Origin of the sequence: Streptomyces sp. NPDC006739 (assembly GCF_042869815.1) — a bacterium.
Taxonomy (GTDB): domain Bacteria; phylum Actinomycetota; class Actinomycetes; order Streptomycetales; family Streptomycetaceae; genus Streptomyces.
Window position 1 is genome coordinate 24044 of the sequence record NZ_JBIAGM010000013.1, and the last position, 13692, is coordinate 37735.

The following is a 13692-nucleotide window of genomic DNA, read 5'->3' on the forward strand; positions in this document are numbered from 1 at the left end:
ACCACGCAGCCATGACCACCCCGCACCCCACGCCGTATCCGGAACCGTTCCAGTCGCCCGACCCGAAGACGGCCGCCGGCTGCCGCATCGCGGACTTCGCCCGCTGGGCCGCCTCGCACCGGGGCGCCGAGGGGATCCAGGACCCTACCGACTACGAGGCTCTGCACCATTGGTCCGTCACCGACCTGGAGGGCTTCTGGGCCGCGGTGTGGGAGTACTTCGACGTCGACGCAACCACCCCGTACGAGCGGGTGCTGGCCGAGGAGACCATGCCCGGTGCGCGCTGGTTCCCCGGCGCCAACCTCAACTACGCCCACCACGCGCTGCGCAACCTGCACCCCGACGCTCCCGCGATCACCGCGCTGGACGAGACCGGAGCCGGCTACGAGATCACGGGCCGGCAGCTGCGCGCCGGGGTCGCCTCGGTCGCCGCCACCCTGCGCGACCTGGGCGTCGGACAGGGCGACCGGGTGGTCGGCTACCTGCCCAACACCCCCCACGCCGTCATCGTCTTCCTCGCCACCGCCAGCCTGGGCGCCGTGTGGTCGGTATGCGGCCAGGACTACGCACCCAGGGCCGCCGCCGACCGCTTCGCCCAGCTCGAACCCACGGTGCTCATCACGGCGGACGGCTACCTCTTCAACGGAACCCGACACGACCGCCGCGCCGCCTCACTCGACCTCGCCGCAGCTCTTCCCACACTGAAGGCCACGGTGCTCGTGGACCACCTGGGTATCGGCTGGCCCGAGACCCGGCACCCGGGCCTTACCGTCCCCTGGGACGATGCCGCCACCCGCACCGAGTACCTCACCGTCACCCCGGTGCCGTTCGACCACCCCCTGTGGATCGTCTTCTCCTCCGGCACCACCGGCTTGCCGAAGGGCATCGTCCACGGGCACGGCGGCGTCCTGCTCGAACACCTCAAGATCCTCGGCCTGCACTGCGACCTGGGCGTCGGGGACCGCCTGCTGTGGTACACCACCACCCACTGGATGATGTGGAACCTGGTCGTCTCCACCCTGCTGACCGGCGCCACCACCTGCACCTACGACGGCAGCCCCGCCCCGGTGGCACGCCCCGACGTCCTGTGGGAGCTGGCGGCCCGCCACAAGGTCACCGTCTTCGGCACCAGCCCCCAGTACCTGCTGGCCATGGCCAAACTGGGCGTCGAACCCTCCGCACACGGCCTCTCTGCCATCCGCGCCGTCGGCAGCACCGGCTCCGCCCTGCCCGCCTCCGCCTACACCTGGGTCCGCGACCACGTGGGCGCCGGCATCCAGCTGGCCTCCACCAGCGGCGGCACCGACGTCGTCTCCGCCTTCGCCGGCAGCGCCCCGACGACCCCTGTCTGGGCCGGCGAGCTGTCAGCCCCCAACCTCGGCGTCGCACTCGCGGCCTACGACGACACGGGACGGCCGGTCGTCGACCAGGTCGGCGAACTGGTCGTCACCCGGCCCATGCCGTCGATGCCGCTGTACTTCTGGAACGACCCCGACGGCAGCCGCTACCGCGACGCCTACTTCGGTGCCTACCCGGGCGTGTGGCGGCACGGCGACTGGATCACGGTGACAGGTCACGGCTCGGTGATCGTGCACGGCCGCTCCGACGCCACCCTCAACCGCAACGGCGTACGCCTGGGCAGCGCTGACATCCACGACCTCGTCGAACGCCTCCCCGAGATCACCGAGGCCCTCGTCATCGGTGCGGAGGAACCCGACGGCGGCTACTGGATGCCCCTGTTCGTGGTCCCCGCGCCCGGCGTCGCCCTGGACGACGTCCTGCGCGAGAAGATCCGCGCAGCCATCCGCACCGGCGCCTCGCCCCGCCACGTCCCCGACGAGATCATCGCGGTGCCGGCCGTCCCGCACACCAAGACCGGCAAGAAACTCGAAGTCCCGGTCAAGCACCTCCTCCAGGGCGCTCCCGTCGAGCAGGTCCTCAATCCCTCGGCGGTCGACAACCCGGACCTCGTCGCCTACTTCGCCGGCCTGGGAGCCGAACGCCGCCAGGCCCTTCACCCGCACACCGTGCAGGACGCTTCATGAGCCTTCTCGCCGCCCTGGCCTGTCTCATCGTGCTGATCTTCGCCCTGCTGGGCGTTGCCAAGATCATGGCGCTCGGCCCGACGCCCGGGCTGGCTGCCCACGCCGGTTTCTCCATCACGGCCTACCGGGTGATCGGTGCGCTGGAGCTGGCAGGCGCCGTCGGCGTGGCCCTCGGGCCGGTCCTGCCACTGCTCGGAGGGCCGGCCGACATCGGGCTTCTGGTACTCCTCGCCGGTGCCGTGACCACGCACGTGCGCAAGGGAGACAACTTGCCGAGACTCGTCCCCGCGGTGGTGTGCGCCGCACTGGTCACCTGGTATCTCTCGCTCCTTGCCGGTGGCGGCTCGTGACGTTGGCCGAGGACTGCAGCGGTCACCGGTGATACGCAGACCGTCCTGCTTGTCGGCACTGGGCGCCGGCGGCGGAGCCCCTGAGTCCTATGAGCGAGCCCGCGCCGGGGCTGGCACACTGATTCTGTGGTTCCCCTGATGACCGCGACCGATCAGGCCGCGTCCTCATCGCTCACAGGCGCCGGCGTGGTGTCGGTCTGCGCATTGCTCTTCACCGTGGCGTCGTTCTGGTGGCTCAACGCCAGACAAGGGCGGCTGAAGACATGGGAACCGCACGCCTTCGCAACGATCATTCACTCATCCAGGGCCCGTCTGCGGCTCCCGCTCGTCCTTCACAACACCGGCCCCAAGCCGATCGTCGTGCAGGACCTCGTCCTGACGTTCCCCGACGAACCCGCATCTCACCTGCCGCTGCTGTGGGTGTCTACACCGTCTCGCCTCAAGCCGGGGCCGGACGAGGACGCGAAACTACCGGCCGGATTCGTTATACCCGGCAGAGAAGCGCAACAGCTCTTCATCGAGTTCGAGGCACCATTTTCCGGGTTCATGCCAGAAGCCCGTGACTACACGGTCCAGCTGCAAGCGCGGGTCGGTCACCGCAAGGGGTGGCGCCGCCTGCTGACGTTCACCCTGCGGGCCGCCAACATCATCGATCCGGACAGCTACACCGTCTACAACAACGCGCCGGTCGAGCTGACCAAGGAAGATCAAAAAAGGGCGGATGCCGCACTCCTTGAACTGCTGGGAGAGCAAGGGGACGACTCCTCTCCCGGCAGCGGGAGGAACCGGAATTCTTCGAACGACGACGGCGACGCCGACACGAGCCGCTGACGCAGCACCTGCGATCGGGCAGCTTGGGCGTACGGTGGCAGCGACCGGTCGGTAGTGCCAGTTCGACGGGGTCGTAGTGCTGGAGCACCGGGGCTCAGGCTCCCGGCACCGGTAGGTGCCCAGGGCGAGCTCCGCTGTCACAGCAGGCTCCCCACTGTCGCGGCCTGCCCGGCAACGAGCTCCTGGACCAAGGCGGCGAGGTCCTCCAGTGCGAGGCCGGCCGTGTCGGCGAGCGTGGCCAGGTCCATGGTCCGGCCGTCGGCCAACCGGCGCAAGACCGCTTCCGCCCTCGGGCGCGAACTCGTACACGGTGCCGGCAGCGGACAGCGTCACCGCGTTCTCGCCGGTCTCCAGCACCGCGCGGGCCGTCGTCAGCCTCACCCGCAGGCTGCCGTCGGCCGGGACGGTGTCGATGTAGGGCAGGCTCGGCACCATCCGGCCCACGGCCTGCCCGTCCATCGCCGCCCGGTAGCGGGCGAGCAGCCCGGGATCGTCCAGCAGTTCGGCGAGCCGCTTGCGCATCCCGTCCACGGCGTCGGCCTGGATGTCCGGCGCGGCGAGCAGCGGCAGGTCGCGCCTCCAGTCCTCGTGCCTGAGCAGCCGCTCCGACACCCACGCCATCAGATCGGTCGCCGTGTGGGTCTGCAGTCCGCAGGTGACGTGCAGGGAGCGGGTGCCCTGGTCGGCTCATGGTCGGGCCGACCAGACTCGACAAGGGGGCCCGGTTCAACCCATACAGTCCTAGTCCATCCTGGTTTGACAAGGGGGAGAGATCTCCGGCCTCTGTCCACAGGCTGACGGGCGGACCCTGCTGGAGACGTCGTCGTGATCGGCACGGCGACCGTACGTCAGGAGCTGCCCATATCCCCCAACGTTCCCCCGCTGCCCCCGCACCTGGTCCAGCTGGGCTTCGACTACATCCTGGCGGTAGAGAGCGGAGACGACGTCCAGGCCGCGCGGCTCGCGCCCGAGGTGGAGCAGCTGCCGGGGCTGCTGCCGGGCATCGCGGAACTGATCGAACTGCGCGCAGGCCCCCACCGCCTCCGCCGCCACGTTCACCGCGGAACTGGTCGCCCGCAACAGTGCCCCTTGTACGACAGCGACGCACTCCCCCCGGACGCCCCCTCCCAGCCTGATCGACCCGGAGATCCCACCGGTCAGCCAACGTGACAGTGCCCAACGCAGCCCTGCACCGGATCGCCGTCACGCAGGCGCACTATCACCCAGACTCCCGCACCTACCTACAGCGCCGACGAGAGGCCGGGACACCAACACCGAAGCCGTACGCGCCCTCCGGCGCCGTCTGTCGGACGTGGTCTACCGAGCTCTCCTCCGCAGCATCCACACCCACACCCACACCGACACCGAGCAAGCTGACCTCACGCAGGCTGCCTGATTGGCATAGGAGCCATGGGACACATCCGTTCTCGGCCAACTGCCGGCTGTTCTTCCGGCCCACCGGTCCGAGCAGGCCATGCACATAGGCCCGCAGTTCACCTGCGGCCTCTACCGCGGCCTGGAATTGTCTGAAAATCCGTTGGCAGTTCGGCCCTGGAGGCTGAGAATGTCTCTCCGCTCCACCGGCCACGGGCCCGGTCCGGTGGCCCTGCGGCACAGTCTGCTGGCCGCCTGGCCTCATCGATTTGTGAAGGGATCCGCTTCATGCTGTCTCACCGTACGTCCCTGCGATCCGCTATGGCCGTTCTTGGCGCCGGTGCCGTGATCGCTCTGTCCACGTCCACGCCCGCTTTCGCTGCGAACGAGGGCGACCATTGGATCCGAACGGCGAACTGCACCGCCGATCAGGAGATTCAACAGAAGTTTGTCAACGGCGCCTGGCATGACGAGCAGGAGCTCAACCCGACCGTTGCTCCTCCGGGTTGCATGTTTGTCCTGACAGACAACGGCAGGACGATCTCCGACACCCAGGGCGGCGGCTCCGGTTGGTGGTACGACGGCCCAGGTCACTACATCTGCGCCACCGTCTACGACGCCGGCGCCCAGTCCGCCGTCTCCGGCATCTGCAACTGAACTCGCAGCACAACTGGCTGGCGGCACGAGGATCGCCACAGCGCCTTCAGACAGCAGTTGATCAGGCTAACGACTGGCGCGCCGCCGACGTAACCAATTCGCCCTGCCCCCTCGACGGTGAGGATCTGCGATTTTGGCCCAGGCCTGCAGTTCCAGGGGGTCTGTCCAGCCAATGGCTCAGGATGTGAGGAACTGACGCATGTCGAGATAGCAACGGAGCCGGACACCAAGCTGCCCGGGCCCCGGTTCGTGTGCTCGACGGTGGTAATGACCCACATCGCGGCAAGCGCGGCGTGAAAGGTGAACGCGGTCTGGTCATCGGCGGCCGCGATGTCCACCACCAGCAGGCCCGGCTCCGACACGTGTACCGGTAGCCACGGGTAGGCGTCGTTACAAGCCCGCCTGTGACTGACCTGTACCGGTGCCGCGGACCAGCACGTCGATGCCCGTGGCCCCGGTGCCGGAGCGTGACTTTCGAGATCTCACACATCGAGGCAAGTCAGACCTGAGTGTTGCTTGAGAAAGCCCGGCGGGAAATTCCCCCGGGCAGCATCAGTGTCCGTCAGCGGACAGGGGTAGCCGGTGGCGCAGCCCCCCGCGTCTCCAGCACCCCCTCGCAGGAGCACAGCCGGGCTACGTGGCGCCACCGTCCGTACAGGATCTCCGGCAGGAAGCGGGTCCGCGTCACGCCAGAACGGTAGCCAATCCCCGCGGTCGACGGGAGGGTTCAGACGCCGGAGGCTGTGGGGCGTCCCTCAGCCCTCGTACGACCCGGTGCTTGCGGTGCGACTCCCAAGGGGGGCGCAGTTCCAATCGCGTCGAGGCTGCGCTGCGCGACGACCCGCCACCCTGCGCCGCGCAGGCTCGCGCCGGTTTCCCCGGCCTGGAGGCCGACTCCGCACAAGCCGTTACGTCTGTCGCCTCTCGAACAGCTCGTTGAGGACCGGCATCTCGTCGGGCCGTGCCTCCAACAGGATGAGGCCGAGCACGGCAACCGGGTCGAGCGCGGGATCGCTGCGGGTGACGTATGTGTGGACAGTGCGGTCGGGCCGGGACGTCTCCCTGACATCAAGGACGGTTCGTTCTTCGGATGTTACGGAGAAGTGCAGCTTCCTGCGGAATCGAGCGCGGCGGATACGGTACTCCGCTTCCCACAGCAGCACGGTGTTCCCATGACGCTCTCCCACCGGCTGTCCATCTGCCGACAGCAGGGGCTGCCCCTCATTGAAATCGACGAGCAGACGCGGGTCGTCGCCGACTCGGTCCGTGCTGCCCAACACATGCTGACGACCAGGGCCGGCCTGTGACGCGAACGCTCCGACGGGTTCGCCGTCCAGTTGGAAGAACGAACTGACCATCCACATCATCGACTGGCCCGGTCGAAGCCCACCGCTCGTCGTCACCGGCGCCTCACCCAGTTCCTGAAAAGCACATCGTCGTTTCGCACATGGTCGCTGATTCCCCATCGGCTGCTGGGACATGACATTCACCAACGGAGACGTGAGCATTCCCGACGCGGTTCTTGATGTTGTTGCTGTGCCTCCCGTCGTGGCTGGCGCGTGCGCGCACAACGCTCGGGTCCTGCTGCCCGAGCCGTACGTCAGCGCGACGCGGCACGGCGGTGGCTCGCGCCACGGAGGGTCGCGGTCAGCGCGCCGGGCATGGTGGAGTCGGCCAGCAGTCCCACCGCCTCGTCGATCGCAGCACAGACCCGGTGGTAGCCCGGCGGGACGCTGGGGCCGCGGGCACGGTCGGCCGTGTCCACGGCCTGGCGCCATTCCCGGGCGTCCGGCTCGTCCTGCCATGTCGTCATCGGTCGTCCGCACGTTGTTCCTGCGCCGATTCCCTCCCTTGTACGTCCAGGCCCCGGTCAGGGTGCTTGGGACACCGCCCTGTTCACCCGGACGGCCCCGGCTCGGCCGGACCCAGGTCTTCGCGGAGTCGAACGAACCGCACGGTGCGGTGCCAGGTGGTGCCCACATCGATCTCAGCGAGCAGCGGCGTGACCACACGGCGGCCCCCGCCGGGCAGCGCCTCCCGGACGCTGGCGGCGAGTGCCCGGCCGACGGCGGCGCGCTGCCTGCTGTCCAGCTGCGCGGTCTGGGCGAGGGTGTCGTCCGGGAGCCGGACGACGAGGTAGGCGGCGCGGGACGGGGAGCCCGCGATCTCCGTGTCCACCGTGTCGACATGCCACTGGTGGAGTAACGGTATTCGAGACCTGCAGTATTCGTCCACGGGACGAGTGTCGAGTCGGCACCCCCCTGCTCCAGTTGATCCGCCCGGCGGCGTCGGCCTGGACGGCTTGCAGGATTGGGGGTCCCAGATACCGTCGGCCGACCAGCGCCCAGTGGGGTACCGCTTGAAGAGGGTGCCGGTGGAGACGCGGGCCTCCCTGGCGATCTGAGCGAGCTTCGCCGCAGCCTCTCGTGCCGTTATTCCTTGTGAATCCGGCTTGGCTGCGTGGTACGTTACAAAACTTTGTGCCGATCGGAAGGAATGCCATGGACGCCCCGACCCTCCACAGCCGGTTCCTCAGCGACGTGCTTCCACAGATCCAGCAGGATGCGCGAGTGACCGGTGTTGCCATCGCAGGTTCAATCGCGGGTGGACACTCCGACATCTACTCCGATGTCGACCTGATCGTGGTCATCGACGACGAGGCGTTCGACTCGGTCATGAAGGAGCGTCTCATGCTGATCGGCTCATGGGCCGAGCTTGTGGCCGGATTCAGCGGGGAACACGTCGGTGAACCACGCCTGATCATCACACTTGTGGGGCCGCCCCTCCTCCATGTCGACTTCAAGTTCGTGCGGGCCTCCGACTTCGCCGAGCGAGTTGAGGACCCGGACATCCTGTGGGACCGAGAGGGCGGCCTGGCCGACTCGCTCGCGGAGCATCCGCCGACAACCCCGTCGCCCGACCTCCAGTGGATCGAGGACCGGTTCTGGATCTGGGTGCATTACGGTGCAACGAAACTCGGCCGCGGTGAATTGTTCGAGGTCATCGGCTTTCTCAGCTACCTGCGCGAGGCCGTGTTGGGCCCCCTGGCTGCTAGGCGGGTGGGTGCAACACCCCGCGGCGTGCGACACCTCGAATCCATCGCGCCGGATGAGGCGCGCGACCTTCAGGCAACCCTGTGCGGTTACGACCGGCACGACGCTGGTCAGGCAATCCTCGCCAGCATCAAGCTCTACCGGCGGTGGCTCGACGACACAGGAGCGGCGATCGAACACCGCCGCCATGCCGAAAAGCTCGCCGTGCAGTACCTCCACGACGTCATCGATCAGGCGAGCTGACCGAGCCGCCTCGGCGCGCACCGTTCGGTGGCCCGCAACAGCCTCCGCCACATGGTCCGCGAGAGAACTGTGCCTAACGTCCCTCACGCGGCCTGACGGCTTTCACCTGCATCAATACCGCTCCAACCCCAGACAACGATCAAGCCGATCACGTCGGTGGAGGTGTAGGGCCGGAAGTACGGGGTGAGGCAGGCGACTTGGAAACGCTCGGCGGTGTACTCGGCGGGGCAGGCGATGGTCGCAGCCGCGGGCTGCCTCGCCATGATCTCGGCCGCGAGGTTCGGCCCGGAGAGCACCGCGACCCGCTCGGCGGGCGCGCCGGTCACCTCACGGATGATCTCACTGGCTCGCCGTCCGCTGTGTGTCTCGATGCCCCCTCCATGAGCGAGACGATCACCGTCTGGGGGGCGATGTGCGGCATCCATTCCGTGAGGCACTGGCGCAGGTCCTGTGCGGGGACGGACAGCACGAGGTAGTCCGCGCCGTCCAGCGCCGCCGCCGGATGGTGGTGGCGGTCAGCGAGGCGGGCAGCTCGACGTCCGGGAAGTAACCCGGGTTGCGGTGACAGTGTTGATCGCGTCGCCGACCTCACTGCGGCGGGCGTGCAGGACGACGCCGGTTCCGGCGTCGGCGAGGATCGTCGCCGCGGCGGTGCCCCAGGATCCGGCGGAGCACACTGCCGCTCGAGCGGGACGCCGGCTCCCTGCTCGGTCCTCTCGTCCGGTCCACGGCCGCCGTCGGGTGGCTGGCTGCGACCCAGGTGGCGGCCGCAGCGGCCGCCACCTGGGTCGCCGCGGGGCGCCGCAGCGTCAGCAGGACCGCGCGCCGCCCGGGCAGCGAGGAGAGCCTGCGGGGCGCGCTGGCCGGCATGTTCTGTGCCTCGGTGTCGCCGGGCTGCTTCGCGAGGACGGATCCACAGACGAATGTGGACCTCACAGCGCAGCTCGAAGAGTGCCGTGCGGGGCCCGGAGCAGCCCACGCCGAGGAGCACGAACTGGCCCGGGCGTACCATCGAGCACGCGTCTGGAAATCAAAGGCCTCTCCTCGCCGGGCGACGCCCGTCTCATCGGTCAACAGGCTGGGCGGTCACGCTGGTGGCAGTGCAAAACTGCCGGGCGCCGCGCAGTGTGGTGCTCACTTCCCGCTGGGTCGCCCGGCTGTCGAGGCGCACGTCGAGTGCGCCAGGCAGTGTGCTGTGAGCCCGTAGGCCCTTGGGTAGCTGGGATGGGTCGAGACCGTCACGCCTGGCGATGAGGATGCCGAGCTCGTGACGGCTCGCAGCGTCGGACCCTGCGAGATGGCGGATACCGGACGCGTCGCACGACGCCAGCTCCAGTAGGGCGGCGGCCAGGTCGGCGACGTGCACCGGGCAGCGGATGCCGTCGGTGAACAGGACGCCGCTGCGAACGCCGGCAGCGAATTCGTGCACGGCGCGCTCATGTACGGAACGCCCATCGCCGACGATCAGCGACGTGCGGGCGATGACGGTTTTGGGATGCACGGCGAGAACTGCGGTCTCCGCCGCCGCCTTGGCTGCTCCGGATGATCGCCTTCGCCGCCGGTGTGCCGGCTTGGCCCCGGCGGGGCGCATCGCTTGGCCCAGGGTGGTCGGCCCCTCCCCCAGGCCTGATCACTCTCCTCGCCCGGCGTTACTTCTGGGGCTGCCAGACGTAGCGGATGTCTGGCTGTCGCTCATCGTTGCGTTGCCCGTCCGTTCGCTCGACCTCGATGAAGCCGTGCGGTTCGTAGAACCGCTGCGCCGCCTGGTTGACCTGGAACGTCCACAGCGTCAGCCCGCCTGGCTGCCGCTGCCTGGCCAGAGCCATGAACCGATGGCCCAGCCCTCGCCCGCGCCAGGCTGGGTCGAGGTAGAGCTGCTTCAGCTCCCCGCCGTTACTGTCAGTAAGTGAGTCAGGCTCACCAGTGGAACCGCCAGTCACATTCTCGCTGTCAGTAACGGCCGCTGAAGAAGTCGGTGAGGGCGGCGGCGACGGCCTCGGGCTGCTCCTCGGGGATGTAGTGACCGGCGTCGGGCACGATGACGCCGGTCACGTTCTCGGCCCACGGCCTGATGGAGGCCGCCATATCCGGGATCGAGCCGTGGCTGCTGGAGATTCCGAGGACGGGCGCGGTCAGTCGCCGTCGCTCGAGCGCCGCGCGGTTCTTGCGCGCGGACTCGGCGGCGTCGCGGTAGTAGGCGAGGCCGGCGCGCAGGCCGCCATCGACGGCGAGGGCCGCGCCGTAGTGGTCGAGCTCTGCTTCCTCGAACGCGTCGGGCGCGAGGGACTTGGTCTTCAGGAACCAGCTGGTGTACTCCCGCTCGCGGCCGGCTATCAGCGTCTCGGGAAGATCGGGCACCGCGTGGAACGCGAAGTGCCAGGTCTTGAACGCCAGAGTCGGGTCGAGAGGGATCGCTTCCGGCATGGTGATACCGGGAATTCCGGCGTCGAGCAGCGCGACCCCGTGCAGCTGGCTCTCGTAGTTCAGGGCGAGCGAGAAGGCGACCCAGGCGCCGATGTCGTGCCCGGCGAGCCAGTAGCCCCGCACGCCGAGAGCGTTCACGGCGGCCTGGATGTGCGCGGCGACCGTGTGCGTGTCGTAGCTGAGCTCCGGATGCTCGGAATTTCCTTGGCCCGGCCGGTCGATCGCTATGACCCGGAACCGATCGGCGAGAGCAGGCATGACCTTTCGCCAGGCCCACCACGTCTGCGGGAACCCGGTGAGCAGGACGACGGCCGGTCCGTCCGGCCGACCGCCTTCGACGGCGTGCAGGCGGACGCCGTCGGCGTCGACCCAGCGGTGCGTGAATCCGGCCAGTTCATGCAGGGGCAGGGCGGGGACCAGGTTGGTCACGGGAATCCTCCATCGAGGCGGGTGAACCGTGATTCGACGCTAGCACGTCTTGAACTGATCAGTCCAAGATGGGAGGATGGGCCGCATGGCAGGCAAGAAGCAGTTCGACATGGACACGGCGCTCGACGCCGCGATGATCCAGTTCTGGCGCTCCGGCTACGCCGACACCTCGCTCGACGACCTGTCCCGGGCGACCGGCCTGAACCGCAGCTCGATCTACTCCTCGCTCGGCGACAAGGACGCGCTCTTCCTTCGCTGCCTGGATCGCTACGCCACGCGCTACGGCGACAAGTTCGACGCCGCCCTCTCGTGCGCGGCCGAGGACCCCGTCGCCGCCGTCCGTGCGTTCTTCGATGTCACCCTGGGGCGCATCGCCGACCCCGCCGTGCCCGACGGATGCCTGATGGCCCAGTCGGTCATGGCGAGTCCGGCGCTGAGCCCGAGCGTCGCAGAGCATGTCAAAAAGTTGTTCGGCCTACAGTGCCCGCGCCTGCGCACCGCGCTGAAGGCCGGCGGAATGTCCGACGAGAACGCCGAGGACTTCGCCGTACACGTAGCGGCCGTGAACCAGTCTCTCGCGGTGATGGGTAGGGCCGGGGCGAGCCCGGAGCAACTCCGGGCGATCGTCGGTGTGACCGTCGACGCGCTCGCGCGGGCGCTGAGACCGGTCGGACAGCTGGCATAGAGCAATGCCCAAGACCTGTGGATCGAGCTCGGGGAGCATGCGGAGGGCGTACCTTCCGAGTGACCGACTGACGGTCATCGAGTAGGCCGGTGTTCGCAGCACCGGTCGAGAGGGCACGCCCCTGCTCAGCAGGCGTTCGCCAACCGCACCACTCAGACGTACGCACAGATGGACGCGAGCCGGGCCGACCCGTCCGACGGCGTAGAGCGCACCGGCGAGCGGGGCGCCGAAGATGCTCACCGCGCTGCCGGCGGACTGCTGGTAGCCGAGGGCGGTAGGCAGTTGCTGCACTCGGGTCCGCGGCGATACGCCGGAAACATGCCGATGCGACGCCCGTATCCGAGTGATCTCCTGAGCGTGCCCGTCCGGGACCAGAAGCGGCTCTGACGCGGCGCCCTTGCGCGCATCATGCAGAGAGACACCGCAGAGATGGCGAAGGACACCGCGTTGACAGCGAACGGCACCTCCAGCAGGGCCTCCTCGTCGTCGAAGGAGGCCGGCATGAGACACGCCAGGTCCGGCATGCGGTCGCGCAGTTCACGGCAGACCCGGATGCCGTCGCCGTCGGGCAGGCGGACATCGAGCACGGCGACGTGCGGTCGCAGGGCGGGGCCCCGGGTGAGCGCGTGTGCGGCGGTGTCCGCGTCGCCGACAACGGAGATGTCCGGTTCCGCGTCGAGGAGGTCGGTCAGGCCGCGTCGTACGACCTCGTGGTCGTCGAGCAGGACACACGGATGGGGCTCTGCTCGCTGAAGACCTGTGTCCCGGTCATGGTGACCTCATTCCGCGGATGGCGCTCTGCCGTGACGGCCCAGAGTCGACCATCGGCCGCCCGTACCGGTCACTCTAGGGCCGACCGGCCCCCGTAGGCGGACGGGTTCACCGCTACCGCTGCGCTGCCCCATGCATCAGGTCGAACTGCACGTCCGCCACTCCTTCAACGGCTCTGACCAGGCGCGCGACGGTTGGAACGAGTGCCGTGTCGCGGATCCGGCCGATGATCGTCACCACCCCGCTCTCCACCTCCACCCGCACAGCCGACGATGGCTGTGGCAAGAGGTGCGAGGTGATGTCACGCCGGATCTCCTCGGCGATCTCCTCGTCCCCGCGCAGGAAGATCTTGAGCAGGTCGGCTCGGCTGACGATGCCCGCCAGCAGCCCGGCGTCGTCCACGACGGGCAGCCTCTTGATCCCCTGGCGCGCCATGATGCGCGCGGCTTCGGCGAGGGTGGCGCTCGCCATTACCGTGACGGCCGGGGAGGTCATGAGCCCTTCCGCGGTGAGAGCGCCCGCCTTCGTCACGTCGACGGGCTTGCGGAGGGGCAGGTGGCCCGTGTCGGGGTCGTCCCGGAGCTCCTCCTTGGGCAGCAGATCGGCCTCGGAGACGACGCCGACCACCCGGCCCTCGCCCTCGATGACGGGCAGGGCGCTGATCCCCCAGTCCTGCATCAGCTGGACGATCTCCTTGAAGGGAGCCCGTCGGCCGACGGCGGCCACGGTTTCGGTCATGACGTCGCTGACGGTGCGCGGGGTGCCGTACATGGTGACTCCACAAGGGCCTCGCCGGGATGCCGGGCTCCTTCCAGGGTGTTCCGCGCGGG

General features: G+C 68.8%; 14 protein-coding genes and 4 pseudogenes. 7 read left to right on the forward strand and 11 right to left on the reverse strand.

The window, feature by feature from the left end; all coding sequences use genetic code 11:
- Positions 1 to 11 precede the first annotated feature (11 nt).
- From ACFYMM_RS24870 to ACFYMM_RS24880, 3 genes are all read left to right on the forward strand, one after another.
- Positions 12 to 2045: an acetoacetate--CoA ligase gene (locus tag ACFYMM_RS24870; protein WP_388390137.1), complete on the forward strand. Its 2034-nt coding sequence runs from the start codon at positions 12 to 14 to the stop codon at positions 2043 to 2045.
- Positions 2042 to 2395 carry a DoxX family protein gene (locus ACFYMM_RS24875; protein ID WP_388390139.1) on the forward strand — a complete coding sequence of 118 codons (354 nt, stop codon included), beginning with the start codon at positions 2042 to 2044 and terminating at the stop codon, positions 2393 to 2395. Before ACFYMM_RS24870 ends, ACFYMM_RS24875 begins: the two co-directional genes overlap by 4 nt.
- A 138-nt stretch (positions 2396 to 2533) precedes the next feature.
- A complete protein-coding gene (locus ACFYMM_RS24880) occupies positions 2534 to 3226 on the forward strand; it encodes a hypothetical protein (protein WP_388390141.1) in 693 nt (230 codons plus the stop codon).
- 137 nt (positions 3227 to 3363) lie between these two features.
- Here the strand turns inward: ACFYMM_RS24880 and ACFYMM_RS24885 are convergent, their stop codons facing one another.
- Positions 3364 to 3501, reverse strand: coding sequence for a hypothetical protein (locus ACFYMM_RS24885; protein ID WP_388390143.1), 138 nt, complete (start codon positions 3499 to 3501; stop codon positions 3364 to 3366).
- Positions 3502 to 4051: 550 nt separating this feature from the next.
- Here ACFYMM_RS24885 and ACFYMM_RS24890 point away from each other — a divergent pair.
- Positions 4052 to 4396, forward strand: a complete 345-nt coding sequence (locus ACFYMM_RS24890) for a hypothetical protein (protein ID WP_388390145.1) — start codon at positions 4052 to 4054, stop codon at positions 4394 to 4396.
- Between the two features lie 714 nt (positions 4397 to 5110).
- Entirely contained in the window at positions 5111 to 5257 is a 147-nt protein-coding gene (locus ACFYMM_RS24895; protein ID WP_388390147.1) for a hypothetical protein, read from the forward strand.
- A gap of 177 nt (positions 5258 to 5434) precedes the next feature.
- Here ACFYMM_RS24895 and ACFYMM_RS24900 read toward each other — a convergent pair.
- The 4 genes and pseudogenes from ACFYMM_RS24900 to ACFYMM_RS24915 all read right to left on the reverse strand — a co-directional run bounded on the left by ACFYMM_RS24900 (position 5435) and on the right by ACFYMM_RS24915 (position 7435).
- Positions 5435 to 5619: pseudogene (locus ACFYMM_RS24900) on the reverse strand (DUF6207 family protein).
- A gap of 546 nt (positions 5620 to 6165) precedes the next feature.
- On the reverse strand, positions 6166 to 6738 hold the full coding sequence (locus ACFYMM_RS24905) for a hypothetical protein (protein WP_388390149.1): 573 nt from the start codon (positions 6736 to 6738) through the stop codon (positions 6166 to 6168).
- 119 nt (positions 6739 to 6857) lie between these two features.
- Positions 6858 to 7070: a hypothetical protein gene (locus ACFYMM_RS24910; protein ID WP_388390151.1), complete on the reverse strand. Its 213-nt coding sequence runs from the start codon at positions 7068 to 7070 to the stop codon at positions 6858 to 6860.
- 83 nt (positions 7071 to 7153) lie between these two features.
- A complete protein-coding gene (locus ACFYMM_RS24915) occupies positions 7154 to 7435 on the reverse strand; it encodes a hypothetical protein (protein ID WP_388390153.1) in 282 nt (93 codons plus the stop codon).
- A 323-nt stretch (positions 7436 to 7758) separates the two neighbouring features.
- On the opposite strand from ACFYMM_RS24915, the gene ACFYMM_RS24920 reads away from it, so the two are divergent.
- Entirely contained in the window at positions 7759 to 8553 is a 795-nt protein-coding gene (locus ACFYMM_RS24920) for a nucleotidyltransferase domain-containing protein (protein ID WP_388390155.1), read from the forward strand.
- Between the two features lie 143 nt (positions 8554 to 8696).
- Here ACFYMM_RS24920 and ACFYMM_RS24925 read toward each other — a convergent pair.
- From ACFYMM_RS24925 to ACFYMM_RS24940, 4 genes and pseudogenes are all read right to left on the reverse strand, one after another.
- A pseudogene (locus ACFYMM_RS24925) lies at positions 8697 to 9230 on the reverse strand (2-dehydropantoate 2-reductase N-terminal domain-containing protein); the annotation flags it as partial.
- Between the two features lie 386 nt (positions 9231 to 9616).
- Positions 9617 to 10093, reverse strand: a pseudogene (locus tag ACFYMM_RS24930) (sugar nucleotide-binding protein); the annotation flags it as partial.
- Between the two features lie 109 nt (positions 10094 to 10202).
- Positions 10203 to 10493: a GNAT family N-acetyltransferase gene (locus ACFYMM_RS24935; RefSeq protein WP_388390157.1), complete on the reverse strand. Its 291-nt coding sequence runs from the start codon at positions 10491 to 10493 to the stop codon at positions 10203 to 10205.
- 10 nt (positions 10494 to 10503) lie between these two features.
- The gene (locus ACFYMM_RS24940) at positions 10504 to 11406 is read right to left on the reverse strand and encodes an alpha/beta fold hydrolase (protein WP_388390159.1); all 903 of its coding nucleotides are present in this window, start codon (positions 11404 to 11406) and stop codon (positions 10504 to 10506) included.
- Positions 11407 to 11491: 85 nt separating this feature from the next.
- Between ACFYMM_RS24940 and ACFYMM_RS24945 the strand changes: the two genes are divergently transcribed.
- On the forward strand, positions 11492 to 12091 hold the full coding sequence (locus ACFYMM_RS24945; RefSeq protein WP_388390161.1) for a TetR/AcrR family transcriptional regulator: 600 nt from the start codon (positions 11492 to 11494) through the stop codon (positions 12089 to 12091).
- A gap of 460 nt (positions 12092 to 12551) precedes the next feature.
- Here ACFYMM_RS24945 and ACFYMM_RS24950 read toward each other — a convergent pair.
- Together ACFYMM_RS24950 and ACFYMM_RS24955 are read right to left on the reverse strand one after the other, a co-directional pair.
- Positions 12552 to 12863 (reverse strand): annotated as a pseudogene (locus tag ACFYMM_RS24950) (response regulator transcription factor); the annotation flags it as partial.
- Between the two features lie 113 nt (positions 12864 to 12976).
- Positions 12977 to 13633, reverse strand: coding sequence for a CBS domain-containing protein (locus ACFYMM_RS24955; RefSeq protein WP_388390163.1), 657 nt, complete (start codon positions 13631 to 13633; stop codon positions 12977 to 12979).
- Positions 13634 to 13692: the final 59 nt, after the last annotated feature.

Excerpts from the sequence above, each read along its gene's own strand:
- ACFYMM_RS24870 (WP_388390137.1), top strand. The coding sequence starts at position 12 with ATGACCACCCCGCACCCCACGCCGTATCCGGAACCGTTCCAGTCGCCC.
- ACFYMM_RS24875 (WP_388390139.1), top strand. The coding sequence starts at position 2,042 with ATGAGCCTTCTCGCCGCCCTGGCCTGTCTCATCGTGCTGATCTTCGCC.
- ACFYMM_RS24880 (WP_388390141.1), top strand. The coding sequence starts at position 2,534 with ATGACCGCGACCGATCAGGCCGCGTCCTCATCGCTCACAGGCGCCGGC.
- ACFYMM_RS24895 (WP_388390147.1), top strand. The coding sequence starts at position 5,111 with ATGTTTGTCCTGACAGACAACGGCAGGACGATCTCCGACACCCAGGGC.
- ACFYMM_RS24905 (WP_388390149.1), bottom strand. The coding sequence starts at position 6,738 with ATGTCCCAGCAGCCGATGGGGAATCAGCGACCATGTGCGAAACGACGA.
- ACFYMM_RS24910 (WP_388390151.1), bottom strand. The coding sequence starts at position 7,070 with ATGACGACATGGCAGGACGAGCCGGACGCCCGGGAATGGCGCCAGGCC.
- ACFYMM_RS24920 (WP_388390155.1), top strand. The coding sequence starts at position 7,759 with ATGGACGCCCCGACCCTCCACAGCCGGTTCCTCAGCGACGTGCTTCCA.
- ACFYMM_RS24945 (WP_388390161.1), top strand. The coding sequence starts at position 11,492 with ATGGCAGGCAAGAAGCAGTTCGACATGGACACGGCGCTCGACGCCGCG.
- ACFYMM_RS24955 (WP_388390163.1), bottom strand. The coding sequence starts at position 13,633 with ATGTACGGCACCCCGCGCACCGTCAGCGACGTCATGACCGAAACCGTG.